We start from the raw sequence: 23,479 nt of genomic DNA, 5'->3' as shown, positions 1-23,479 counted from the left end.
ACGGTAAGCATGCCTTGGAGCAGCGAAACGGAAATAGTTCCGAAGCGGCTGCCTAAGGCTTTTTTTATGCCGATAAACCCGGGCGATGCTTCCCGCAACAGGAATAGGCGAACCCAGTATTAGATCGACCGCCGCCAATCTTTGTATTGACCACGCGGACTTTACATACTATTATGTATCTAAATATTGGAATTCTGGAGGGATGATCGATGCGCATTGCCATTCTTATCGGGGCTACCCGTCGCGAGTCTACGACGGCGTTGATCTCGGCTTATATCGCGAAACTGATGGAGGACGAGGGGCATGAGACGACGTTGTTCGACCTGCGCGCGAAGCCGCTTCCGTTCTACGACGACGATGACGAGGACATCCACCCGCATACCTCGGAACTGATGGATGCGGTGCTGCATGCCGACGCCGTCGTGCTGAGCACGCCGGAATACCATGGCAGCCTGACGGGGGTGCTGAAGAACGCGCTGGATTATTTGGGCGGCGACCAGTTCGGCGGCAAAGCGGTGCTGTCCGTAAGCTCGGCAGGCGGGGCGGTCGGGTTAAGCTCCCTGCAGCAGCTGCAGACGATCGTCCGCAACGTGCACGGCATCAATTCGCCGGAGTGGATCTCGGTCGGCGGCGCGCAGCGCCAATTCTTGCCGGACGGCACGCCCGAATCGCTGGACGTCCAAAAGCGGATTCGCCGGACGGTGGCGTATTTCCTGCAGCTGGCCGCCAAGCTTCGGGGATAACGAACGGCATATCGCAAAAAAACGCTCTGCGCGGCCGAGGTCGGAAGTTCTTTCCGTCTTGGCCCGCAGGGCGTTTTGCGTGCTAAAATTTGGCGTCCGCCGTATAACGGTTGCCGGCGTTCCAGAGCAAATACTCGTCGACGCCCGATTCGTGCAGCGCCTTGATCTGCGCGTCGACCTGAGGCTTGCCGTAGGCGATATAATGTCCTTTGCCGAGCCAGCTTGCCGTGAAATCCTGGATCCAAGGCCGGATGACAGGCTTGTAGGAACCGATGGGATCCAGCTTCTTATGCGTATCCTTCATGGCGCCTGCGATGGTCGCGTACGGATTCGTATCCGGGTCTTTCACGCCGAACCAGCCGGTGCCGTAATGGCTCGGATAGATCATTGGCGAGATCACGTCCACGTTCTTGGAGATTTTCACGAAATCCTGGCCGATGCCTTCCGCGGCGGGCACGGAAGCGGCATAGCCGAAGATGTCGACGGAAACCCGGACGCCGAGCGGTTCGAGCTGCGCCTTCGCGTACTTCACGAACGCCGCGATCGTATCGACCCGCGAATCCTTCGTTTTGTCGAAAACCAAGGAGGCGGCTTTATTCTCGAAGCCTTCGGGGAAACGGACGTAATCGAACTGGATTTCTTTGAAGCCCATTTTGGCCGCTTCCTTGGCCACGGCGATGTTGTAATCCCAGACTTCCTTCCGGTAGGCGTTCACGAAGCTGTCGCCGTTGCCGTTGGACCAGATCGAGCCGTCTTTGCGCCGGAACGACAGCTCCGGATGGCTCTTGGCCAGCACGGTGTCTTTGAACACGACGATTCGCCCGATCGGATAGACCTTATGCTTATCGAGCTTCGCCATCAGGGCCGGCAGGTCGCGTATGAATTTCTGCGGTTTGCCGTATCGCAGCAGCTCGGGGTTCGTCGAAGGGTAAGTGATGTAGCCGTTGTCGTCCTTGACGTCGATGACCATGCTGTTCAACTCCGTATCGTCGAGCAGCTTCAGCAGCGAGTCCAGGCGAGCGCCTCCCGCGCTGTACGCGGTAACGTAGACGCCTTTGACTTTCGGCGCGTCAGGCTGCGGGTCGTGCTTGACGAACGCGGCGCCGGTGCCCGATCCGGAACTGTCGTCCGCGGGGACGAACGGTGCCGTGCCGCTGCCGGGCGCGACAGAAGAACCGGGCTGCAGGCCGGCCGCAGGCGCCGTCAGAAGCGTCGCCAGCAGTTGATGCGTCGATGCCGTTTCCGTTCCGGTTGCCGAAGACGAGCCCGTCAGTACGTGCAACAATAATAATAAGGCCGATACGATCGCGTCCATGGAACACTCTCCCCGCATGCAAAGTCACTTCGATTATAATGCAGCCGGTCAAGTAGGCACAGAGGTATTTCGTATGATTTCGGCGCCGGGCGGATCGGTGCTCGGCTCCTTGCTTCTACGTATGATTAAACAAAAAAAGAACGAGAACAACAGGCTGTTCTCGTTCCGCGTTATCTATTACAGAAGGTCTATTGCAGAAGCACTTCTTTTTGATGCTCGCAAATGCTGTGCTGCACGATTTCCATCGCGTCTTCCGGTTCCAGCCATGCCAGTCCGTCCCGCAGCACGATATTCAAATTCAACTCCCGCTCCGTGAGGAAAGGCACTAATTCGGGTGCTAACTTCTCCACAATCTGTACGAGTCTGACCGTTTCCATATCCATGAAGCATCACCCTTTCATCGTAATGGAGGGTAAAACGTATGGCACGAAACTTTGTTGTACGGGATAGTTATATTATAACAGCCGAACTTTGAAAAACCTAGTGTCGCTTGCAAAAATCCATGTTTGCCTCCGCCTGTTTCCGGGGTAATTCCGTTATAGGGCCGGTTTGCGGAAGTCCCCCAGCACCCCGACCGTTTCGACGATGTTGACGAAGGCTTTGGGGTCGGTGGCCGCGATGATTTTGCGCAGCTCGCCCAGCTCGTAGCGCGTCGTCACCGTCATCAGCATGTCGTTCTCCGTATTCGAGTAGCCTCCCCGGGTTCGAATAACCGTGACCCCGCGGTAGAGGGGGATCAACGCTTCGCGCATCGCTTCGGTTTTCGAGGTGACGATGAAAGCCGTCATTTTGTTATGGTTGATGTGGATCAGGTCGATGATCTTGCCGGACGTGAAGATGGACAGCAGGGAGAAGAGCGCGACGTCCCAGTCTTTCGTGAGCAGCCCCAGCGCCCCGATGACGGAACCGTTCAGCACGAAGATCAGCATGCCGATCGAGATGTCCCGCTTGCGGGTCACGATGGCGGCGATAATGTCGAAGCCGCCGGACGAGGAGCCTGCCCGGAGCGCGAGGCCGCTGCCGAAGCCGACGATAACGCCTCCGAAGACGGCGCCGAGCATCAAGTCGCCGACCAGCGGCTTGACCGGAACGAGCTGCATGAACAGCGTCGTCGCGGCCACGGCGACCAGGCTCCACCCGACGAAACGCAGCCCGAGCACGCGCCATCCCCAGAGGAGAATGGGGACGTTCAGAATAAAATACAGCCAGCCGATATTGAGTCCGGTCGCGTAACCCGCGATCATCGTGATGCCGGAGACGCCGCCGCTGATCATTTTATGCGGGATAAGCAGCTGGTTGAAGCCGAAAGCGATCAGCAGCGCGCTGATCAATGTCGTAGCCGCGGTTCTGGACGTTCGCATGCAAAGGCCACCTCGATTGTTCGTAGCTGGGAATGATGTTTAGTATGTGTAAATAGTCCTTGCTGGTATTCTGAAACTTAGTTGTGCTATAATGAACTGTATATTTTCTGTAGGATGCAGATAGAAGGAGATTGAAACAGTTTGAAAACATTTGCTGAATTCGGCTTGGAACCTAAAGTGTTGCAGGCCATTACGGAGCTCGGGTTCGAGGAATCGACCCCGATCCAATCCAAAGCCATTCCAATTGCGCTGACCGGAACCGACTTGATCGGTCAAGCTCAAACAGGAACGGGTAAAACGGCTGCCTTCGGAATCCCGCTCGTGAACAAGATTCCGGTTACGGAAGACCGCATCGTGGCGCTCATCATGACGCCGACCCGTGAGCTTGCCATCCAAGTCTCGGAAGAGATCGGAAAGCTTACACGTTACAAAGGTTTACGTTCGTTGCCGATTTACGGCGGTCAAGAGATCGGCCGTCAAATCCGCGCATTGAAAAAGAAACCGCAAATCATCATCGGTACGCCGGGACGTCTGCTCGACCACATCAACCGCAAGACGATTCGCCTGGACGACGTTCAAACGGTAATCTTGGACGAAGCGGACGAAATGCTCGACATGGGCTTCATGGAAGACATCACGTCCATTCTTTCTTTGGTGCCAGACAACCGCCATACGATGCTGTTCTCGGCGACAATGCCTCCGAACATTCGTAAACTGGCCGATCAATTCCTGAAGGATCCGCAGCATGTGTCGGTCATCCCGACGCAAGTCAGCGCTCCGACGATCGAACAAGCGTATATCGAAGTGCACGAGCGTCAGAAATTCGATGCTTTGAGCCGTTTGCTCGACATGGAATCCCCTGAGCTTGCCATCATCTTCGGCCGTACGAAACGCCGCGTCGACGAACTGAGCGAAGCGCTGCAGAAGCGCGGATACTCCGCCGACGGCTTGCACGGCGACTTGTCCCAGAATCAACGGGATGCCGTCATGCGCAAATTCCGCGACGGCAGCATCGACGTGCTGGTCGCAACCGACGTTGCGGCGCGCGGACTCGACGTATCCGGCGTAACGCATGTCATCAACTTCGACTTGCCGCAGGATCCGGAGAGCTACGTTCACCGTATCGGCCGTACCGGCCGCGCGGGCAAAGAAGGCACGGCGTGGTCGTTCGTGACGCCGCGCGAGCTCGATCACATGCACTTCATCGAGAAAGTAACGCGTCACAAGATCGCCAAGAAGCCGCTTCCTAGCATCGCGGAAGCGATCGAAGGCAAGCAGCGCGTAACGGCTGAACGCATCCTCGAAGCGATGGACGGCGAAGCCGTTCACGAATTCAAAGCGATCGCGATTCAGTTGCTCGAGCAATACGATTCCGTCAATCTGCTGGCAGCGGCGATCAAGCTGATCACCGGCGAGAAGAAAGACGTGAATATCGAGCTGACGCCGGAAGATCCGATTCGCGCGAAGAAACGCAGACCGGATGTACGCACGAACGGACGCCGTTTCTCGGGCGGACCATTCGGCGGCGGCAACCGCACGGGCAGCGGCCCTCGCGGCCGCGGCGAAGGCGGAGGCGGCTATGGCGGAGGCAATCGCGGCGGCTACGGCGGCAACCGCAGCTCGAGCAGTAGCAGCAACAGCGGCGGAGGCGGCGGTTACAACCGCGATCGCGACCGTGACGGCGGCTATAGAGGCCGCAGCGAGGGTCGTTCCGACGCGCCTCGCCGTCCGCGTCCTTCCGCAGATGAATAGTACGAGATAACGTGGCCGGGGCTTCCGTTTAACCGAGCAATCGGATAAGCGGAAGCCTCTTTTTACCTTATGAATCTACGGTTGGCTTTCCTTATGCGAGCTTGAATTTCCGAAGTCTTGACCTGTATTGCTCGCTAGCGCAGCGACCTCCCTTCGGAATCGGGCAAGGCTGCCTTGTCGCGATAGCGGATTCGGCGGGATCGGTCCCTTTCGACTCCGGATTCCCGAAAATGGGCGTTGGCTTATCCGGCCGCCTATATTATAGTTAACATAGGATGAAATGAAATCGCTTGCTAGGAGGATTCGGCAATAATGGAAATGAAGGGCATGATGGGCGGGTTTTACAAAATCTCGGAGTGGATCATGCGTTTATCGGTAACGAACATCCTGTGGATCATCTGTTCGATTCCGTTTGTTTTTGTGTTATTTCCGATTTTTTTCGCGGATACGACCGACCAGGTCACGTCGAACTTGATCTTCTCGGCGATTATCGCTCCGTTCACGCTATTCCCGGCAACGGCTGCCCTGTTTGGGGTAACGCGCAAATGGGTCATGGGGGAAGTGGACGCGCCGCTGCTGCGGACGTTCTTCAAGAACTATAAGGAAAGCTATCTGCAAGCCATGATCGGCGGAATCCTGTATGCGGTGCTGTTTACCGTTCTGATCGTGGACTTCCGCGTCTATCTCGTCAAATTGGGCTCCATGGGCATCATTTCGTACCTGTTCGTGGCGTTGATCGTGCTCGTTGGCGTCTCGCTGCTGAACTTCTTCTCGATGCTGGTGCACTATCATATGAAAACGCTGCAGCTGCTCAAGAACGCGCTGCTCATTACGATCGGCCGGCCGCTGCGGTCGCTGTCGACGGTCGTGCTCTGCGGCGTGGTGATCTACATCAGCTTCAGTTCGCCCAAACTGATGTTTCTCGTGCCGTTTTTTACGATGAGCATCGTGGGCACGATCGCGTTCTGGAATTTCTACGGCATCTACACGAAGCTGCAGCTGCAAGCGGAGAAAGCGGCGGAGGCGGAAGCCGAGGAAGAGCGCAAGCGCCTGGAGGAAGACGCGGCCATCATGCTGCCGAACACGGACGATGGGCATACGACCATTAAATAACGGCGTACGCCAAGTTTACTTTTCCTCGGCATGGGGCTATAATAGCAATACATCCTGCGGTGTGCGTTACGGCTTATCACTTGTTTTGAACCAATGGCTGTTTTTAGGGAGACTAATATTGAAACGCAGCTGACAAGCCCTCGAAAAGGGATCTCAAAAACGTTTCTGCGGCCACCCACCTGCGAGAGCGGGTTCAGAAACAAGCAAGTCGGACGGCATGGCGGGTTACTTACTAATGAAAAGGGGGCAACCCCTTTTTTTTATGTTACAAACTGTGCTATGATAGCTCTTAGCGTACATAGAAGACGTTGGAGGGGGAGATTACCTTTGTTGAAGCGGACCCTAATCGGGTTGCTGCGCAGTCACGAATTGACTGGCGATAAAGCGAAAGATCCATTGCTGAAATCCCATTATTACAAACTATCCCGTGAAAGAGCGTGGGAAGAAGTCGTCTCCACACTGAAAAAAATGCAAGGCTATAAACTCTTACATGAAGTCCAATCCGTCGGCGAAATCGTGATGGAGAAACGCACGATGACCGGCCGCACCATGGACATTACCGTATCCGTTATCAACATCAACCCGGTTACGTCCGCGGTTGACATTTATTCCGCGTCGCGCGGCTCCTTCGGCGACCTAGGGTCGAACTATCGCATCATACTTGATATTTACCGGACGCTCGATAAGAAGCTGGCTCAATATAAAACGACCGGCATATAATAAAACGAAAAAAGCGAGGAAGGGAGTCCCTGTCCTCGCTTTTATAATGATTGGCGGCTATTGCTTATACGAGTGCTTTCAATGCGTTCAGCGCGTTTTCATAGTTCGGGTGCTCGGTCATTTCGCTAAGCACTTCGATGTATTGAATCTTGTCGTTCGCATCGATCACGAAGATCGCGCGCATATCGAGCGTGAATTCCTTGATCAGGACGCCGTAAGCTTCGCCGAAATTGTTGTTTTTGTAGTCGGACAGCAGTTCGACTTTGTCGACGCCGGCAGCGCCGCACCAACGGGCTTGAGCGAACGGAAGATCCACGCTGACCGTCAGGATGACGACGTTGTCCCCGAATTTGCTTGCTTCTTCGTTAAAGCGGCGCGTTTGCGCATCGCAGACGCCCGTATCGATGGATGGAACGACGCTGATGAGTTTTACTTTGCCGGCGTAGTCCTTCAAGGAAACGACGTCCACGAGCGATTTGTTCAGTTGGAAATCGGGCGCTTGGTCACCGACCTTGAGTTCCGGGCCGATCAGCGTAAGCGGGTTGCCTTTAAATGTCGAAACGCTTGTACGTTCTTGTGTCATTATGAAATAGCCTCCTTGATTGGAATTGGTTTCTACCAAATAATTATAAGCATAATGAATTACCGTTGTCCAATTAGGAGTGCGTAAAGGAGACCGCCATGATTTTTTTGCGCTACGAAAGCTTCGGCAGTTATCTGCGGATGTTTCCCGTCACGGCTGCCATTATTGCACTGAATATCCTGGTTTACGCGGCAGATCATCTGTTTCTGGACGGGCGGTTGTTGGATCGGGGTCTTTTTTACAGCTCCCCGAACGACAATTATTTCTCGCTGCAGGAACCATGGCGGTACGTGACGGCGGTGTTCCTTCATTTGAACCTGCAGCATATTTTCTTCAACATGTTCAGCATACTCGTTTTCGCGCCGCCGCTCGAACGGATGCTCGGCCACGTCAAGTATGCCGTGTTCTATCTCCTGTGCGGGATCGTCGGCAACCTGTTCAGCGCGATCGCCGAGCAATCCACGGCGGGCGCGGGCGCGTCTGGCGCCATCTACGGCGTCTTCGGCGCTTATCTGTTCCTTGCGCTGCTTAAGCGCACGTTGGACGAAAATTCGCGCAAGACGGTCTACGGGATATTGATTTTCGGCGTCATTTATACGCTCATCGCGCCGAACATCGGCATTTGGGCCCATTTCGGGGGCCTGTTTGCTGGCTTCGTGCTTGCTTACGCGTATGACCGTTATTTAACATCCAAGGAGAACAGACGATATAGAAGATAGTCGTTCGGCGCCGGAGCGGATAGCGCGGGCCTTGAGGAGAAGAGGACGTCATGGAGCTTCGACAATTGTATTATTTCGTGAAAGTCGCGAAGCGGGAGCATGTCACGAAAGCGGCCGAGGAACTGCATGTGGCGCAGTCGGCGGTAAGCCGGCAGATTCATCAGCTCGAGGAAGAGCTGGGGGCCAAGCTGTTTCTGCAGAAGGGCCGCAACCTGCAGCTAACGCCGGTCGGCACCTTGTTCCTGAAGCGCGCGGAAGTGATATTGGCCGACCTGGAACGCGCGGTCTTGGAGATCCAGGAGTTTCTGGATCCCGAGAAAGGCGAGGTTCGGCTCGGATTTCCCCACAGTCTGGGCATCTCGCTTATACCGGAGGTCGTATCCGCGTTTCGGAAGCAGAATCCGAACGTGAATTTCCGGTTCAAGCAAGGCATGTATCCCTCGCTCATCCAAGACGTGATGAAGGGGGAGGTGGATCTGGCGTTCGTGTCCCCGTGTCCGGAGATGCACGCGCATGTGACCGGCCAAACCGTGCTGACGGAAGAGCTGTTCGCCATTCTGCCGCCGGGGCATCCTTTGGCGCAAGAAGAAACGATCGACTTGATTCAGCTGAGGGACGAGAAGTTCGTGCTCTTCAGCGATGGATATTCGCTTCGGCCGATCGTTTGGGATGCCTGCCTGGAAGCCGGGTTCACCCCGAATATCGGGTTCGAAGGACAGGAGACGGATACGATTCGCGGTCTCGTCGCCGCGGGCATGGGCGTCAGTTTGCTTCCGGAGATGGCCCTGCACGGCTCGGGCAAGCTGCAGCCGGCCAACGTCCGCGTACGTTCGCCGCGCGTGACGCGCACGATCGGGTTGATCTACCGATCGAACGAGAAGCTTCCCCTCGTCGCGAAAGTCTTCCAGCGGTTCTTGCTCGATTTCTTCGCCTGCGTCGAGTCGAAGGGCCGCCTATAAATCGGATAAAAGCCTTATTGCGGATGATGTCATTCGCGATAAGGCTTTTTGATGCTTCGCCGAGACGGAATTCATGATTGAACGCTTGTCCGCAGGGGGATAATGGAAAGCGAGAATGCGATTCCAAGGAAAGCGGAGACGAAGCGCGAATGAGCAAAGAATGGCGGAAAGCAAGGCAGCGGCGGGTATTCGCCGTCCTGATCGGCATGAGTTTGTTTCTGGTCGCCATCCTGCTGCGGCTGGCTTGGCTGCAGCTTTCGCCGGTTGAACCGGTCGGCGCGGGGAGTACGCGCTGGAAGGCCGAGTCCGTCGCTCAGCGCGAGCGGGAGCTCGTGCTCGATAGCGGGCGCGGCGATTTCTTCGACCGGTCGGGGATCGCGCTAACGGGCGAAACCTACGAGTCGCTTGCGGTTTTTCCCTTGCATGATGCCGAGGCGCGGATTGCCGGGAAACCGGGGGATATCATGGCGCTTGCCGGTGCGCTGCATGTACAGCCGAATCGGTTGGCGCGGTGGATGCAATCGTTGAAGGAGCCGGCCTTTTGGCGCGCGGAGGGCGCACGCTGCCCGCTGAAGCTATCGGCGAAGCAAATCGGCGTCATTCGGAATCTTCGCTTGCACGGCGTCCGCATCCTGCCCTACCGTAATCGATACCTGGACGGATTCAACGCGAAGCATGCCATCGGTTACGTCAGCCAGCATCCTGAGCTGCTTCGGATGGATTACGGCCAACGACTGCAAGAACGCACGATGAAGCTGACGGATCAGACCGGCGGCGCCGGGCTCGAGCGATCGCTTGACCGCCTGCTGCAGGGAACGGGACCGACGACGGTGTCGTATTTTACGGACGGCGCGAATAAGCCGATGCAGGGCCTGGACTGGCGGTTGAACGGTTCCGCCAATCCGTATTACCCGGTACGGGTCAAGACGACCATGGATTTCGCGCTTCAGAATCGCTTGGAGCGTTATGTCGATGCGGAACGGCTCGGAGAAGGGGCGGTCGTCGTTCTGGATGTCGATAATGCGGACATCGTCGCGATGATATCGAGGCCGAGGCTTCCGCAAGACAAACAGGGCGGCGGGCCCGAGGATTACGTGAACCATGCGGTGCGGGCCGCGACGCCGGGATCGATTTTCAAGCTCGTGACGGAGGCTGCCGCTTTGGAGTCGCACGCCGCGAACGCGCATGAGTCCTTTCAATGCCATGGGAATTATGGACGCTACGGGCTTCATTGCTGGAAGAGGGGCGGCCATGGACAATTGACGCTGGAAGAAGCGCTCGCCGGCTCCTGCAATGTCGTATTCGCAACCTTGGCGGAACGGATGAACGCGCAGGAGCTATACGTAACGGCGGAGAAGCTGGGTATCGGCGAGCAGGTGGGATGGGCCAGCGAGTCGGCCTTCGCGCCGCTGGACAAGCCGCTGAGACTCTTGCCTGAAGAAGAGGCGGGACATGTGTTTGCCAAGCTTCCGACCGTTCGTGACGGCGGACAACTGGCTCAAACGGGCATCGGGCAGCGGGATGTCCGGCTTTCGCCGCTCCAGGCGGCAAATCTCGTCGTTACGCTGCTGCATGGCGGTTCCGTGCAAGAACCGCGCCTCGTGAGCGATATTCGCTATGGGAACGGCCAGCTGCTTGCCGAGCTGCCCCGCCAAACCTGGCCGTCGCGTTACGGTCAAGTCAGCCGGCAGACGACGCAGACGATCTTGCGCGGCATGGAAGCGGTGGTGGCATACGGAACGGGACAAAGCATCGCCGATGGCAAGTGGGCCGTTGCGGGGAAATCCGGAACGGCGCAAGTACGGCTGCATGGAACGGAGCGGTTGAACCAGTGGTTCGTCGGTTACGGTCCGGTACGCTCGCCGAGGTACGCCGTTGCGGTGCTGTCCGAGAACCGGGGCGTGCATACGTCCAACCAAGCGACCAAGCTGTTCCGGGGCGTTATGGATATCCTGGCGGACGCGGAGCAATAAAAAGAGTCGGGCTCCATCATAAGATGGAATCCGACTCGTCGTAAGGATTGGATGCATTTTCAAACTCCCCTTTGGGGGAATGGATCCAGCGGTGAAAGTAACGTTGATCGTAGAGCGCCTTCAGCAGGATCATGAGAATCGGCGAAAGGATGACCCCCGAGATGCCGAAGATCGACAAGGATACGATCATGAAGGCGAGCATCGTGAACGCCGAGACCCCGAGCGTATCGCCGGTGATTTTAGGCTCCAGGATTTGCCGGGTCAGCACCACGAACAGGAATAGCGCGGTCAGCCAGATCGCCAGCGAGGTTTGTCCGACGATGAACAGGTAGATGATCCATGGAATGAAGACCGTGCCGACGCCCAGCAGCGGCAGGATATCGAAGAATGCCGACAACAGGGCGATCGAGAAAGCGTTGGGAACCCCGAGCAGCAGCAGCGCGATGAAAATGACGACGAACGTGATGCTGATCAGCTTTCCTTGCGCCTTCAAATACCCGGCTATGCCGACGAATACGTTCTCGCGCAGAAATTGAAACGCGCGTTTGAACGTATTCGGCGTTTTTTCGCGCGCAACCTGTTTCCATTCCTTGATTTCCAAGCTGAGAAAATAAGCGAGAATAATCCCGATCGAGAAGTTAATGATAAAGGTTGAGAACGACATCAGGTAACCGCCCAGCGAAAGGAGAAACGTACCGGCAAGGCCTTGGCCCCAGTCGGTGACATACCCGATGACCTTCTCCGCATTGTCGACGACGTCCGGCGGAAGTCCGGAGATCTTATCCTCGAGCAAGCTGGCGTGCTGCTGGAATTCCGTGACCAGTATGCGCTGGTATTCCGGCAGCTTGTGGGCTAGCCCCGTGACCTGCGTCGTGACGACGTAACCGGCTCCGACGAAAGCGGCCACGATGATCAGCGTGAAGATCAGCACGGATATGCCCGAAGCGATCGATTTTTTCAGCCCCAGCCGGGTCAGCCAGCGCGCAGGCGGTTCGATGAACAAATAAATCAGGAACGACAGAAAAATGGGCGTCGCGATCCGGTATAAATAACTGAACAAGTACATGATGAGCCAAACCGTGAGGATGATCAGCGCGATGTCGAATGCGGTGCGCCAGTATTTTCGGTAGAAGGACAGCATAATAAACTCCTTTTCGCACTATTATTCTTCTTATAGAATACCAGTATTTCCTAAAAAAGCTATGTTTAGTGCTTGCCGCGGCCGCGTGCTTAATGTTTACTTTAACTTTCGTAGCCGATTTCCGCGGGGCTATGGTACAATGGATGAAGTCAACGAGCAATGGGCACATGGCACTCCCTCTTCCATGGACGTACAAGGTTGAAACTAGGGGTGGTGGGAAAACAAGACATGGAAAACTTCCTGCTGTGGGGCTTTTATTTTTTGACGTTTTATGCGTTTTTACCCGGTTTGGTCAGCCGGACTTTCGGTTTTCACGTGTTTAAGCGAGGGCGGGCGAAGCAAGAAATCGCGCTCACGTTCGATGATGGACCGGATCCGGTCTATACCCCGCGGTTGCTTGATTTATTGAAGCGCTATGATGCGAAAGCGACCTTTTTCGTCGTGGGCATTCATGCGGAGAAGCATCCGGACATCCTCAAAAGGATGCATGACGAAGGACATGTAATCGGCATTCATAATTACGTGCACAAAACGAACTGGCTCATGCGTCCGAGGACGGTCAAGAAACAAATCCACCGCACTTCGGATATCATAAAACAGGCAACCGGATCACGAACCGCTTACTATCGTCCGCCGTGGGGCATCGTTAATTTGTTCGATTTCTCGAACTTGGGGTATCTGCAAATCATACTGTGGTCGGCGCTTTTTGGCGACTGGCGCAAGCGCGTCGGGGCCGATCGGCTGCTGCAGCGGATGATGAAGAAGCTTCGGCCGGGCGAAGTGCTGCTGCTCCACGATTGCGGGCTGACATTCGGAGCCGACAAGGAAGCGCCGGAGAACATGCTCGCCGCGCTGGAACCCTTTTTGGCAGCGGGTCAGGCTAAAGGTTATCGATTCGTGCATATTACCGAGATGATCGCCCTGTCCGGTCGCGGCAAGAAAGCCGGCCGGGCGAAGCCATCGATCGGCTGGACGAAGCGCATCGCCGTCGCCTGCTGGATGGGCTGGGAGCGCGTCTTCCACGTTTTGTTCCGCGTGAAGGAAGTCGCCGAGGACTGCATTTTCTATTACCGGATCGTGCCCTATCACGGGAAAACGCTGGAGCTGTCCGACGGCAGATCGATCACCGACAAGGATCGCGTCGTCGAGATCCATTTCGACAACAGGAAACTGGTCAAATTAATGACGGAATCGCGATCGATGATGCAATTGGCCGTCATGCTGATTCGCGAAGCGAAGAAGGGAATGCCGCAGCTTGCCCATAAGCTTGCCGCTGACGAATCCGTTCAACCCGCGAAAGGGATTTACGGCGTCAGCATGATTAACCGTGGCGTAGAGCAGTTCGGCTTCGATGTGCTGCCGATGCCGAAAGGCCTATTTGATACGTCAACCCGCTTTTATTTGAAATTATTGCTGCGCGTCCTGAATCCTGCCGGCAAACAGCGGTTGGCCGATCAGAGCCATCCCTTGGAGCCGCGTATCATCGCAATGTCGATGGAACATTTCTGGCAAACCTCCGCCAGCGGGCGGCAAAATGAGCCTGCGCCTCCGCGAATGAAATCGGCCATCCATTATGACGGAAGCATGCATGGCAACAGGGACGACATCCCGCCCGTATCATACGACAGTTCAAATGCCGCCAGGGAGTTTACTCCCTAGCGGCATTTTTACGTCGAAGCATCAACCATAATTCGCGCCGACGAATTCAAATTGTTATTTTGACATTTCTTGGTAAGATGAGGTTGAACGTCTATTTTCGACAACGAAGGGATACAGGAAAACATGATGCGGTTGCGGTTTCATGCGAACAATGATGCTTGCGATGATGCAGCTATGTATATGTTCGACGGCTTGAGCGATTTCAGGCGAAAGGCGTTTGAAATGCATTTGGAGCATTGCCCCGATTGCCGGCAGTTCGTGGCGGATATCCGAAGCGTTCACGAGCAACTGCTGGCTCCCGATGATTGCACCAATTATCCCGCGAGCGGAATGAAGTCGTGGGTCGCGACGCATCTCGTGCTGCGAGAACATCGGAAGAATGATCGTGATCGGACTTCTTGCCTAGTCGCTAGTCTCGGGGCCTTCTGCGTGCTTCTCCTTCTGACGATGGCGTTTCTTGCATTGCGAGTCACAAGCCTGGCTTCGGACAGCGATACCGGTTCGAGCGCCGCCTTCGTGCCGTACGTTAAGCAGGTCGTCGATTTGTACGCGCAAGCGGAGGGCAGCGCTGCCGAGGGGCATGTCGTCATTATGCTAGATCGCGGCGGCGTCCAAATCGTCGTGCAGGCCGATCATTTGCCGCTTCCCGGCAAGGACGAGACTTATCGCGTATGGCTTGTGAAGGACGGTGCGCCCGTTGATAATGTAGCGTTTCCGACCTTTGCCGGCGAGGGAGAGCTTCATTATGCCGCCTCGTCGGACCGTTATGAACGAATTTGCGTCTCTCTTGAACGGGAAGCTGATGATGAAAGCCCCAATGGTTTGATCGTGCTGGCTGGAAATTTGTCGTAAGCCAGGATATTGGCGCGCATTCGTCAACGGTTGATAGAACGCTCGAAGACGGAAGCGAGATCATTGGATTTGAAGTACTCGAACAGGTCGCTTAATCCGAGCACATAAGCTGCTATTTATCCAAACCTAATAAGGCCCCATCTTCGCCGATTAAAAATGCCCTGCGCAGATGACTGACATTCAGTCATACGCAGGGCATTTCCACAAGTTTCAGCTCGGGCGAAAATTAGTTGAATTTCAGCACGCCGCCCGTGCTTGCATTGGTTACCAGGTGCGAGTAGCGCGCCAGGTAGCCTTTTTTGATCTTGGATTCGAATCCCGGCCATGCGGCACGGCGCGCTTCGAATTCCTCGTCGCTGATCAACAGGTTCATTTCGTTGTTGTTCAGGTCAAGCTCGACGATATCGCCGTCTTGAACGAAAGCGATCGGTCCGCCTTCGGCCGCTTCCGGGGAAACGTGGCCGATGCTGATGCCGCGGGAGGCGCCGGAGAAACGTCCGTCCGTAACGAGACCGACTTTCGCGCCGAGACCCATGCCGACGATTTGCGACGTTGGCGCCAGCATTTCAGGCATGCCGGGACCGCCTTTAGGTCCTTCGTAGCGAATGACCACGACATGGCCTTCTTTGACTTTGCCGTTCGCGATGCCGTGCAGCGCGTCGTCTTGGGAGTCGAAGCAGATGGCAGGACCTTTATGATAGCCGCCGACCGATTTATCGACCGCGCCGACCTTGATAATCGCGCCGCGCGGAGCGAGATTGCCGAACAGGACCGCCAGTCCGCCGCGTTGGCTATGCGGATTATCCAAGGGATGGATGACATCCGTATTTAGGATGTCGCATCCGGCGACGTTTTCGCGAAGCGTTTTGCCCGTGACGGTAAGCACGTCGCCGTTCAAGGCGCCTTCTTTTTTGAAGAGCTCGTTGATGATGGCGCTCACGCCGCCCGCGTTATGCACGTCTTCGATATGGTAATCGGAAGCGGGAGCGATCTTGGCGAGATGCGGCACGCGAGCCGCGACTTCGTTGATGCGTTCGATCGGATACTCGATGCCGGCTTCATGCGCGATCGCAAGCGTGTGCAGCACGGTATTCGTCGAACCGCCCATCGCCATGTCGAGCGCGAAGGCATTGTCGATCGATTCCAGCTTCACGATATCGCGCGGTTTGAGATCCATTTTGATCAGTTCCATCAATTGTCGCGCCGCTTGTTTTACGAACTCTTTGCGTTCCGGCGATACGGCGAGGATCGTGCCGTTGCCCGGAAGCGCAAGGCCGAGGCCTTCGGCGAGGCAGTTCATAGAGTTGGCCGTGAACATGCCGGAACAAGAGCCGCAAGTCGGGCACCCGTATTGCTCGAGCTCGGTGAGGCTGGCTTCGTCGATCTTGCCCGCTTGGAACGCGCCTACGCCTTCGAAGACGCTGGAGAGCGAGATCGGACGGCCGTCGGACGTTTTGCCGGCTTTCATCGGACCGCCGCTGACGAGCATCGTCGGGATGTTGACGCGTAGCGCGCCCATGATCATGCCCGGCGTGATTTTGTCGCAGTTCGGAATGCAGACCATGCCGTCGAACCAGTGCGCGTTAACGACGGTTTCGACGGAATCCGCGATAATTTCGCGGCTGGCGAGGGAATACCGCATGCCGATATGGCCCATGGCGATGCCGTCGTCGACGCCGATCGTATTGAACTCGAACGGAACGCCGCCCGCTTCGCGGATCGCTTCTTTAACCAGTTTACCGAATTCTTGGAGATGAACGTGGCCGGGAATGATGTCGATATACGAGTTGCACACCGCGATGAACGGTTTGCCGAAATCTTCTTCTTTTACGCCGGCGGCACGCAGCAAGCTGCGATGGGGAGCGCGGTCAAAGCCTTTTTTTATCATGTCTGAACGCATCTTATTTGAAGCCATATCGGTACCTCCCAAGTGTTAATTCAATATTGAGTAGTCTATCACATTGCACTAGGAATGACCAGTATTCCGGGCTGTTCGCGGCCTAGTGAGAGAGTCGTCAGAGAGAGGGGAAAGTCACATTCGTCCAGTTGAGTTTCGATAAAAAGTGACACGATTCAGTGAGGTTTATCGCGAAATGGCGAATTATCTTTCATGAGATGTGAGTAAACGTAACGCAAAAGATTTACTTGCCCTTGAACGACCGTTATAATAGGAAGTGATCTTGCTCGAATGCTATCATTGCGGTGCCACTTTATTGGCGTTATGCATTAAAGCGGTCATTCATAAAAATTCAGGAAGAGGTGCCTCCATGCAGTTGACTGAACGCGAGAAAGAAAAACTTCTCATCACGATTGCGGCCGATTTGGCTCGAAGGCGCCTTCTCCGCGGCGTGAAGCTGAACTACCCGGAAAGCGTGGCCCTCATTACTTCCGAGATATTGGAAGGCGCGCGGGACGGCCAAACGGTAGCCCAACTGATGGAATTCGGAACGACCATATTGAACCGCGAACAAGTCATGTCCGGCGTCGCGGAAATGATTCATGAGGTCCAGGTTGAAGCGACGTTCCCGGATGGGACGAAGCTGGTTACGATTCATCATCCCATACACTGAGAGCGAGAAGGTGATCCGCATGATTCCCGGGCAATATCGCATCGTCCCAGGCGAGATCGAGCTTAACGCCGGACGAGCAACGGCTCGTATCGTCGTCATTAACACGGGTGACCGGCCTGTCCAGGTCGGCTCGCATTTCCATTTCTTCGAGGTGAACCGCGCGCTTTCGTTTTCCCGAGAGGAGGCGTTCGGCATGCGGCTTGATATTCCGGCGGGGACGGCCGTCCGGTTCGAGCCCGGCGAAGAGAAGCCGGTCCAGCTCGTCGAGCTCGGGGGATCCAAACGCTCCTTCGGCCTGAATGGCTTGACGAACGGTCCGGCCGTACGCGGCGAGATGCCGGAGGACGTACGTGCGCGTTTGACCGCTTGGAAGGGAGAGCAGCCATGAGCAAAATGGACCGAAGCAGCTACGCCGCGATGTTCGGGCCGACGACCGGCGACGCCGTGCGGCTGGCCGATACGGAACTTTGGGCGCAAATCGAGCGCGACTATACGGTGTACGGGGACGAAGGCAAGTTCGGCGGGGGCAAAGTCATCCGCGACGGCATGGGACAGTCGAGCGGCGCGTTGCGCGGCGAAGGCGTGCTCGATACGCTCATCACGAACGCCGTCATTATCGACCATTGGGGGATCGTAAAGGCCGACATCGGCATTCGCGACGGCGTCATCGTCGGCATCGGCAAAGCCGGTAATCCCGATATCATGGACGGCGTCATGCCGAATATGATCGTCGGCGCCAGCACCGAGGTAATTGCCGGCGAAGGGAAGATCGTGACGGCCGGCGGCATCGACACGCATATCCATTATATCTGTCCCCAGCAGATCGAGACGGCGCTGGCTTCCGGGGTGACAACGATGATCGGCGGCGGCACGGGGCCGGCGACCGGCACCAACGCCACGACCTGCACGCCGGGAGCTTGGCATATGCGCCGAATGCTGGAAGCGGCGGAAGCGTTTCCGATGAATCTGGGCTTTACGGGAAAAGGCAACGCGTCTTTCGCGGAGCCGCTCATCGAGCAGATCGAAGCGGGGGCGATCGGCCTCAAGCTGCATGAAGACTGGGGAACGACGCCGGCCGCGATCGATGTTTGCCTGGAAGTGGCGGATCGATACGACGTGCAGGTGGCCATTCATACGGACACTTTAAATGAAGCGGGATTTTTGGAGGATACGCTCGCGGCGTTCAAAGGCCGGACGATCCATACCTATCATACCGAAGGCGCCGGGGGCGGACACGCGCCGGACATCATCCGCGCTGCAGGTGAGCGCAACGTGCTCCCATCGTCGACGAACCCCACCCGGCCGTTCACGGTGAATACGATCGAGGAACATCTGGACATGCTGATGGTTTGTCATCACTTGGACAGCAGCATTCCCGAAGATGTCGCCTTCGCGGATTCGCGGATTCGCCCGGAGACGATCGCGGCGGAAGATATTTTGCACGACATGGGCGTATTCAGCATGCTGAGCTCCGATTCGCAAGCGATGGGGCGCGTCGGCGAAGTCATCATCCGGACCTGGCAGACCGCCGACAAAATGAAAAAGCAGCGCGGCCCGCTCGCGCCGGACGCCTCGGACGAGGCGGACAATTTCCGCATCAAGCGCTATATCGCCAAATACACCATTAATCCTGCGATCACCCACGGCATCTCGCACTTGGTCGGCTCCGTCGAACCGGGCAAATTCGCGGATTTGGCCATCTGGAGTCCGATGTTTTTCGGCGTCAAACCGGATATGATCCTCAAAGGCGGCATGATCGCTTACGCGCAAATGGGCGATCCCAACGCTTCGATTCCGACGCCTCAGCCGGTGTTCGGCCGGATGATGTTCGGCGGTTTCGGCAAAGCCGTGGCCAATACCTCGATCACCTTCGTCTCGCAAGCGGCCTATGACCGCGGCATTGCGAAGGAGCTCGGTCTCGCGAAGCGTATCGAGCCCGTCCGCGGCTGCCGAGCCATATCGAAGAAGGACATGATCCACAACGATGCCACGCCCGTGATCGAAGTGAATCCCGAGACGTACGAAGTTAAGGTCGACGGCGTGCCGGCCACTTGCGAACCCGCGGAGGTGCTGCCGATGGCGCAGCGGTATTTTCTGTTTTAAGCGAAGAGGTGTGCTGGAATGAAGGAATCGACGGCTTCGACGCCTGGAATCGTGCCTTGGCTTGCGCTGCAGCAGCTTTTGGATTCGGCGCTGCCCATTGGCGGCTTCTCGCATTCGTTCGGCCTGGAAACGCTCGTTCAGGAAGGCGCGTTGCGGACGAGTCGTCAACTCGAGGCCTACGCGGCGACGATGCTGATGCAGAGCTGGGCGACGGCGGATCTGATGGTGATCAAGGCGGTATATCGCGACGTGCCGGCAGGGAACTGGGGCTCGTTATGGGCCGTGGAACGAAGGGTTCATGTGCAGCGAACTGCGATCGAGACCAGAAGCGGCATCGAGAAAATGGGCCGGCGGCTGCTGCAGCTGCTCTCCGCGGCGTACCCGCAGCTGGATTGGAAACCGCTCTCCGAGGGACTGAAGAACGGCGCTTGTTTTGCGACGCATCCGCTTGTTTTCGGCTATGCTTGCTTCTCGCTGGGAATTTCTCTGGAGCAGGCGGCGCAGGGCTATTTGTACGGTTGCATCGTTACCTGCTTGAACAGCGCTCTGCGGCTGATGTCCATCGGACAGACGGAGGGGCAGAGCATCATTGCGCGTTTGACGCCGAGAACGGCGGAGGCTTGGCGGATCGCGGCGGCGCTCCAACCGGAGGAGGCTTACACGAACATGCCGCTCGGCGAAATCGCGATGATGCGTCATGAACACTTGTATTCGCGGTTATTCATGTCATAGAACACCAATCGAGGAGGAATGTATCATGTGTCAAGGACAAGGACATACGCATCAGGAATGGGAACAACCGGCATTGGATCGTTCAAGACCGATCCGCATCGGCATCGGCGGCCCTGTAGGTTCGGGCAAAACCGCGCTGGTCGAGAAGTTGGCGGGGGCGATCAAGGATAAATATAACGTCGCCGTCATTACGAACGACATTTATACGAAGGAAGACGCGCGTATATTGGCGGCGACCGGCGTGCTCCCGGAAGAGCGCATCATCGGCGTCGAGACGGGCGGCTGTCCGCATACGGCGATTCGCGAGGACGCATCGATGAATTTCGAAGCGGTCGAGGAGCTGACGGGCCGATTCGATAACCTGGATCTGATTTTTATCGAAAGCGGCGGCGATAATTTGGCGGCGGCCTTCAGTCCAGAGCTGGTGGACAGGTTCATTTATATCATTGATGTCGCCCAAGGAGAGAAAATCCCCCGTAAGGGAGGTCCCGGCATCATGCGTTCCGATCTGCTGATCGTGAACAAAATCGATTTGGCGCCTCATGTCGGCGCCAGCCTGGAAGTCATGGAAGCCGATACGAAGCTGATGCGCGGCGAGCGGCCATACGTGTTTTCGAACCTATATGGCGGCGTCAATGTCGATCGCATCGTCGCATGGCTGGAGCATGAGCTTGCTCACGCAAACGGAATCGCGCACCACCATGAGCACGAGCATGAACATAATCATGAGCACGATGCAGCCCATCACCGCCACGCCTAGCGCGCAGCGTTTATCCACGCTCCGCGCGACGTTCCGGAGGCGGGAAGCAGGCACCTTTATCGTTTCCAAATACCACACGGCCCCGATCAAAATCGCGAAAGCTTTTCCGCTCGAAGGGCAGCTCGGCGTGATCGTAATGGACGTTTCGCCTGGACTGCTGGACGGAGACCGGTACGATTTCCAGTGGAACGTAGAGGACGGCGCGCATGTTTACGTGACCAATCAGTCCTTTACGAAAGTACATCCGTCGCACGCGGCAAGCAGCGGTTCGTCGATGAGCCAACGGTTTGAACTGGGCCAAGGGGCTGTCGTGGAGTCGATGCCGGAGCCCGTCATGCTTTATCGCGACGCGGCATTCGCCAGCGAGTCCGAGGTGCGCTTGTCGAGGGGAGCGTTATGGATGGGGGCGGACGTGTTCTGTCCTGGAAGGACGCCGCGCGGCGAGCGGTTTGCTTATCGCGAGTTTCGGAATAAACTGAACGTTTATTATGGAAACGAACTGATATACGCGCAGCATCAACGGATCGAGCCGTCTCGGCAGGAGCTCTTCGCGCCGGGGTGCATGGCGGAGTTGACGCATACCGGCGTATTTTATGCATTCTCCGATCGCATCGGCATGCCCGAAGCGGACGTTGTTCGCGAGGCATTGAATGTACTGCCGAAGCACGAAGGGCAGCCTCTCATATGGGGGGTATCATTGACCTACAAGTACGGTTTTGCCGTTATGGCGGCTGGAAACGCGGCCTGGGTGCTGCAAGAGGCATTGGAGGCCGCCTGGTCGTCGCTTCGCTTGCATCTATTGCATTTGCAGCCCTTGAATTTTTTGCGGTGAGGATAAACTAACGAAGCTGGCGGTTCTCCCGCCAGCTTCGTTAGTTTATCGAGACTCGTAATCCGACCTCGTTAGCCCGTAGTTATCGACATCCTCGTACTGAGTCCACTTCTGAATATGTTGTTTCAAGCAGCCCTCGTACCGCAAGCCAGCTTTTTGGAGAACGGAGCAGGAAGCGGGATTTCTCGTCATGGCAGCCCCCCAGATCCGATTGAGGCCAAGTTCTTCGAATCCGAATTGGATGATTCTTCGTGCGGCTTCCGTCGCGTACCCTTTGCCCCAATGCGCGCTTCCGAGCCAATAACCGATCTCGGCGCGCTGGTGCGCGGAGGTTAGATTAAGGCTGATACAGCCGGTGAGCCGGTTCGCGGCTTGCTCGACAATCGCGAAAGTATAGCCGTGCCCGTGCCGCGCGGCATCCTCGCGGAAAGAAATCCATAATTCGGCGGCGCCATCCGGATAAGGATGGGGAAGCGAGAGCGTGGTATCGGCCACGACGAATTCGCCAGCCATCAGCTGGATGTCTTTGGCATCATCCTGAACAAATGGCCGCAGCAGCAGCCGCTCGGTATGAAAATGTACATGCAAGCCCGATCACCTCGCCATGTTTTCATTCATTATACCAACAAAAAGAACCCCAGGGATTCCCTTTTCGACGAGGGAAACGCGGGGTTCGGCTGGAGCTATCCATGGAGCTGAACTAGTTTTCCGAGTTGTTTTTATTCTTTTTATCCGACGTTCTGGTCGTTGTGTTCTTGCGACCGTGACCTTGCTGTTTGGCCAATGGGATTCCCTCCTTCTGCGTCAGCTGTAGCGTATTGTGCGTAAGAGAAGGAGGCATTATTCCATGAAAAGGCCTTGTTCGGAGACGGTATCCGTCGCATCCTGAACAAGGCTTTGATAAGGCTACATCGCCATTGGCTTATGTGCGGATAGCAGGTTTTTGACGCCGTGCTGTCTCCATTTCGGAACGTGGATTTGTTTCGTTTCGGAGCAGCCGCGGTCGAAGCAGATCAAGCCGTCGGTGACGGAAAGCACTTTCCCTGCATTGACGTAACAATTCGAGCTCACTTTAACGAAATGCCCCGAAGTGATGTAACTGTTCAGCTGTTCGGTAGTAATGCTCTTTTTAATGTTGTAGTTTCTACCGTGAAAGCTGACGAGTCCGAGTCTGCCGACTTTGAAGTAGTAAATATCCTTCTCTACCTCAAAGCTCTCGTATATACTGCGCGCGTCATCTGCTATTACATTCATCATGTCGTGCTCCCCCTTAATGAATTTGTTAGCGCTTTCATTTTAACACATCAGATTTGTTTTGTGAACCGGAGGACAAGGCCTTTACATAAAATTTTGTGTGCATGCTTGCGAATCGAATAGCATAGATATAGTAGATTGCGCATAACCGACCATTCATGACATTCGGCTTTTCCAACATGTAAAATAATACCTGTTGCAACGTAAGTTGCGGGCATGGTATATTCTTATTCCGGCCGAGAGAGAAACACGGCGACGGTGATCGAAATCGAAACAAGCCTAAAAATAAAGCTTGCAAAACGGTTTTGAAATATGATATATTCTAATTCCGGGCTTGA

23 protein-coding genes and 1 other RNA gene are annotated in these 23,479 nt (G+C 56.0%); 16 read left to right on the top strand and 8 right to left on the bottom strand.

The window, feature by feature from the left end:
- Nucleotides 1-209: 209 nt before the first annotated feature.
- Complete coding sequence (locus tag GT019_RS19380) at nt 210-743, top strand: NADPH-dependent FMN reductase (RefSeq protein ID WP_161744846.1); 534 nt, start codon at nt 210-212, stop codon at nt 741-743.
- An 82-nt stretch (nt 744-825) separates the two neighbouring features.
- On the opposite strand, the gene GT019_RS19375 is transcribed toward GT019_RS19380, so the two are convergent.
- The 3 genes from GT019_RS19375 to GT019_RS19365 all read right to left on the bottom strand — a co-directional run bounded on the left by GT019_RS19375 (nt 826) and on the right by GT019_RS19365 (nt 3,419).
- Nucleotides 826-2,058 carry a putative glycoside hydrolase gene (locus tag GT019_RS19375; RefSeq protein ID WP_161744845.1) on the bottom strand — a complete coding sequence of 411 codons (1,233 nt, stop codon included), beginning with the start codon at nt 2,056-2,058 and terminating at the stop codon, nt 826-828.
- 188 nt (nt 2,059-2,246) lie between these two features.
- A complete protein-coding gene (locus GT019_RS19370) occupies nt 2,247-2,441 on the bottom strand; it encodes a hypothetical protein (RefSeq protein ID WP_161744844.1) in 195 nt (64 codons plus the stop codon).
- A 153-nt stretch (nt 2,442-2,594) separates the two neighbouring features.
- On the bottom strand, nt 2,595-3,419 hold the full coding sequence (locus GT019_RS19365) for a YitT family protein (protein ID WP_161744843.1): 825 nt from the start codon (nt 3,417-3,419) through the stop codon (nt 2,595-2,597).
- Between the two features lie 141 nt (nt 3,420-3,560).
- Here GT019_RS19365 and GT019_RS19360 point away from each other — a divergent pair, with 141 nt between their 5' ends.
- From GT019_RS19360 to GT019_RS19345, 4 genes are all read left to right on the top strand, one after another.
- The gene (locus tag GT019_RS19360) at nt 3,561-5,171 is read left to right on the top strand and encodes a DEAD/DEAH box helicase (RefSeq protein WP_161744842.1); all 1,611 of its coding nucleotides are present in this window, start codon (nt 3,561-3,563) and stop codon (nt 5,169-5,171) included.
- A gap of 312 nt (nt 5,172-5,483) precedes the next feature.
- A complete protein-coding gene (locus GT019_RS19355) occupies nt 5,484-6,284 on the top strand; it encodes a YesL family protein (RefSeq protein ID WP_161744841.1) in 801 nt (266 codons plus the stop codon).
- A 48-nt stretch (nt 6,285-6,332) separates the two neighbouring features.
- Nucleotides 6,333-6,515, top strand: a non-coding RNA gene (ssrS, locus tag GT019_RS19350) — 6S RNA.
- Between the two features lie 96 nt (nt 6,516-6,611).
- Nucleotides 6,612-7,004: a DUF1499 domain-containing protein gene (locus GT019_RS19345; RefSeq protein ID WP_161744840.1), complete on the top strand. Its 393-nt coding sequence runs from the start codon at nt 6,612-6,614 to the stop codon at nt 7,002-7,004.
- A 64-nt stretch (nt 7,005-7,068) separates the two neighbouring features.
- Here the strand turns inward: GT019_RS19345 and tpx are convergent, their stop codons facing one another.
- Nucleotides 7,069-7,587, bottom strand: a complete 519-nt coding sequence (gene tpx, locus GT019_RS19340; RefSeq protein WP_161744839.1) for a thiol peroxidase — start codon at nt 7,585-7,587, stop codon at nt 7,069-7,071.
- A gap of 98 nt (nt 7,588-7,685) precedes the next feature.
- On the opposite strand from tpx, the gene GT019_RS19335 reads away from it, so the two are divergent.
- From GT019_RS19335 to GT019_RS19325, 3 genes are all read left to right on the top strand, one after another.
- On the top strand, nt 7,686-8,306 hold the full coding sequence (locus GT019_RS19335; protein ID WP_161744838.1) for a rhomboid family intramembrane serine protease: 621 nt from the start codon (nt 7,686-7,688) through the stop codon (nt 8,304-8,306).
- A gap of 50 nt (nt 8,307-8,356) precedes the next feature.
- Entirely contained in the window at nt 8,357-9,265 is a 909-nt protein-coding gene (locus tag GT019_RS19330; RefSeq protein ID WP_161744837.1) for a LysR family transcriptional regulator, read from the top strand.
- Between the two features lie 149 nt (nt 9,266-9,414).
- On the top strand, nt 9,415-11,238 hold the full coding sequence (locus GT019_RS19325; RefSeq protein ID WP_161744836.1) for a peptidoglycan D,D-transpeptidase FtsI family protein: 1,824 nt from the start codon (nt 9,415-9,417) through the stop codon (nt 11,236-11,238).
- 16 nt (nt 11,239-11,254) lie between these two features.
- On the opposite strand, the gene GT019_RS19320 is transcribed toward GT019_RS19325, so the two are convergent.
- Complete coding sequence (locus GT019_RS19320) at nt 11,255-12,379, bottom strand: AI-2E family transporter (RefSeq protein WP_161744835.1); 1,125 nt, start codon at nt 12,377-12,379, stop codon at nt 11,255-11,257.
- 210 nt (nt 12,380-12,589) lie between these two features.
- On the opposite strand from GT019_RS19320, the gene GT019_RS19315 reads away from it, so the two are divergent.
- Both GT019_RS19315 and GT019_RS19310 read left to right on the top strand, forming a co-directional pair.
- Nucleotides 12,590-14,038, top strand: coding sequence for a polysaccharide deacetylase family protein (locus GT019_RS19315; RefSeq protein ID WP_328804001.1), 1,449 nt, complete (start codon nt 12,590-12,592; stop codon nt 14,036-14,038).
- 123 nt (nt 14,039-14,161) lie between these two features.
- Nucleotides 14,162-14,890, top strand: a complete 729-nt coding sequence (locus GT019_RS19310; RefSeq protein WP_161744834.1) for a zf-HC2 domain-containing protein — start codon at nt 14,162-14,164, stop codon at nt 14,888-14,890.
- A gap of 226 nt (nt 14,891-15,116) precedes the next feature.
- On the opposite strand, the gene ilvD is transcribed toward GT019_RS19310, so the two are convergent.
- A complete protein-coding gene (gene ilvD, locus GT019_RS19305; RefSeq protein ID WP_161744833.1) occupies nt 15,117-16,805 on the bottom strand; it encodes a dihydroxy-acid dehydratase in 1,689 nt (562 codons plus the stop codon).
- A 352-nt stretch (nt 16,806-17,157) separates the two neighbouring features.
- Here ilvD and GT019_RS19300 point away from each other — a divergent pair, with 352 nt between their 5' ends.
- Genes GT019_RS19300 through GT019_RS19275 form a run of 6 tightly spaced genes read left to right on the top strand, consistent with a single transcriptional unit; the run spans nt 17,158 to nt 21,887 of the window.
- Nucleotides 17,158-17,460, top strand: coding sequence for an urease subunit gamma (locus GT019_RS19300; protein ID WP_161744832.1), 303 nt, complete (start codon nt 17,158-17,160; stop codon nt 17,458-17,460).
- Between the two features lie 19 nt (nt 17,461-17,479).
- Entirely contained in the window at nt 17,480-17,848 is a 369-nt protein-coding gene (gene ureB / locus GT019_RS19295) for an urease subunit beta (protein ID WP_161744831.1), read from the top strand.
- Nucleotides 17,845-19,563: an urease subunit alpha gene (gene ureC, locus GT019_RS19290; protein WP_161744830.1), complete on the top strand. Its 1,719-nt coding sequence runs from the start codon at nt 17,845-17,847 to the stop codon at nt 19,561-19,563. Before ureB ends, ureC begins: the two co-directional genes overlap by 4 nt.
- Before the next feature lie 18 nt (nt 19,564-19,581).
- On the top strand, nt 19,582-20,295 hold the full coding sequence (locus GT019_RS19285; RefSeq protein WP_161744829.1) for an urease accessory protein UreF: 714 nt from the start codon (nt 19,582-19,584) through the stop codon (nt 20,293-20,295).
- Between the two features lie 25 nt (nt 20,296-20,320).
- The gene (ureG, locus tag GT019_RS19280; protein ID WP_161744828.1) at nt 20,321-21,055 is read left to right on the top strand and encodes an urease accessory protein UreG; all 735 of its coding nucleotides are present in this window, start codon (nt 20,321-20,323) and stop codon (nt 21,053-21,055) included.
- Nucleotides 21,009-21,887 (top strand): urease accessory protein UreD, encoded by an 879-nt coding sequence (locus GT019_RS19275; protein WP_235948691.1) that lies wholly within the window; start codon nt 21,009-21,011, stop codon nt 21,885-21,887. The genes ureG and GT019_RS19275 overlap by 47 nt, the downstream gene beginning before the upstream one ends.
- Nucleotides 21,888-21,932: 45 nt before the next feature.
- Here GT019_RS19275 and GT019_RS19270 read toward each other — a convergent pair whose 3' ends face one another.
- Both GT019_RS19270 and GT019_RS19265 read right to left on the bottom strand, forming a co-directional pair.
- Complete coding sequence (locus GT019_RS19270; protein ID WP_161744827.1) at nt 21,933-22,475, bottom strand: GNAT family N-acetyltransferase; 543 nt, start codon at nt 22,473-22,475, stop codon at nt 21,933-21,935.
- A gap of 318 nt (nt 22,476-22,793) precedes the next feature.
- Entirely contained in the window at nt 22,794-23,144 is a 351-nt protein-coding gene (locus GT019_RS19265) for a hypothetical protein (protein WP_161744826.1), read from the bottom strand.
- Nucleotides 23,145-23,479 lie beyond the last annotated feature (335 nt).

It is taken from the genome of Paenibacillus glycinis, assembly GCF_009909185.1.
Lineage (GTDB): Bacteria > Bacillota > Bacilli > Paenibacillales > Paenibacillaceae > Paenibacillus_Z > Paenibacillus_Z glycinis.
Note: the sequence above shows the minus strand (reverse complement) of the source record. Positions and strands in the feature narration are given on the sequence as shown.

Excerpts from the sequence above, each read along its gene's own strand:
- GT019_RS19285 (WP_161744829.1), top strand. The coding sequence starts at position 19,582 with ATGAAGGAATCGACGGCTTCGACGCCTGGAATCGTGCCTTGGCTTGCG.
- GT019_RS19330 (WP_161744837.1), top strand. The coding sequence starts at position 8,357 with ATGGAGCTTCGACAATTGTATTATTTCGTGAAAGTCGCGAAGCGGGAG.
- ilvD (WP_161744833.1), bottom strand. The coding sequence starts at position 16,805 with ATGGCTTCAAATAAGATGCGTTCAGACATGATAAAAAAAGGCTTTGAC.
- GT019_RS19365 (WP_161744843.1), bottom strand. The coding sequence starts at position 3,419 with ATGCGAACGTCCAGAACCGCGGCTACGACATTGATCAGCGCGCTGCTG.
- GT019_RS19325 (WP_161744836.1), top strand. The coding sequence starts at position 9,415 with ATGAGCAAAGAATGGCGGAAAGCAAGGCAGCGGCGGGTATTCGCCGTC.
- GT019_RS19300 (WP_161744832.1), top strand. The coding sequence starts at position 17,158 with ATGCAGTTGACTGAACGCGAGAAAGAAAAACTTCTCATCACGATTGCG.
- GT019_RS19375 (WP_161744845.1), bottom strand. The coding sequence starts at position 2,058 with ATGGACGCGATCGTATCGGCCTTATTATTATTGTTGCACGTACTGACG.
- ureC (WP_161744830.1), top strand. The coding sequence starts at position 17,845 with ATGAGCAAAATGGACCGAAGCAGCTACGCCGCGATGTTCGGGCCGACG.
- GT019_RS19335 (WP_161744838.1), top strand. The coding sequence starts at position 7,686 with ATGATTTTTTTGCGCTACGAAAGCTTCGGCAGTTATCTGCGGATGTTT.
- ureG (WP_161744828.1), top strand. The coding sequence starts at position 20,321 with ATGTGTCAAGGACAAGGACATACGCATCAGGAATGGGAACAACCGGCA.
- GT019_RS19265 (WP_161744826.1), bottom strand. The coding sequence starts at position 23,144 with ATGATGAATGTAATAGCAGATGACGCGCGCAGTATATACGAGAGCTTT.
- GT019_RS19310 (WP_161744834.1), top strand. The coding sequence starts at position 14,162 with ATGATGCGGTTGCGGTTTCATGCGAACAATGATGCTTGCGATGATGCA.
- GT019_RS19275 (WP_235948691.1), top strand. The coding sequence starts at position 21,009 with ATGAACATAATCATGAGCACGATGCAGCCCATCACCGCCACGCCTAGC.
- GT019_RS19320 (WP_161744835.1), bottom strand. The coding sequence starts at position 12,379 with ATGCTGTCCTTCTACCGAAAATACTGGCGCACCGCATTCGACATCGCG.
- GT019_RS19355 (WP_161744841.1), top strand. The coding sequence starts at position 5,484 with ATGGAAATGAAGGGCATGATGGGCGGGTTTTACAAAATCTCGGAGTGG.
- GT019_RS19370 (WP_161744844.1), bottom strand. The coding sequence starts at position 2,441 with ATGGATATGGAAACGGTCAGACTCGTACAGATTGTGGAGAAGTTAGCA.
- GT019_RS19380 (WP_161744846.1), top strand. The coding sequence starts at position 210 with ATGCGCATTGCCATTCTTATCGGGGCTACCCGTCGCGAGTCTACGACG.
- tpx (WP_161744839.1), bottom strand. The coding sequence starts at position 7,587 with ATGACACAAGAACGTACAAGCGTTTCGACATTTAAAGGCAACCCGCTT.
- ureB (WP_161744831.1), top strand. The coding sequence starts at position 17,480 with ATGATTCCCGGGCAATATCGCATCGTCCCAGGCGAGATCGAGCTTAAC.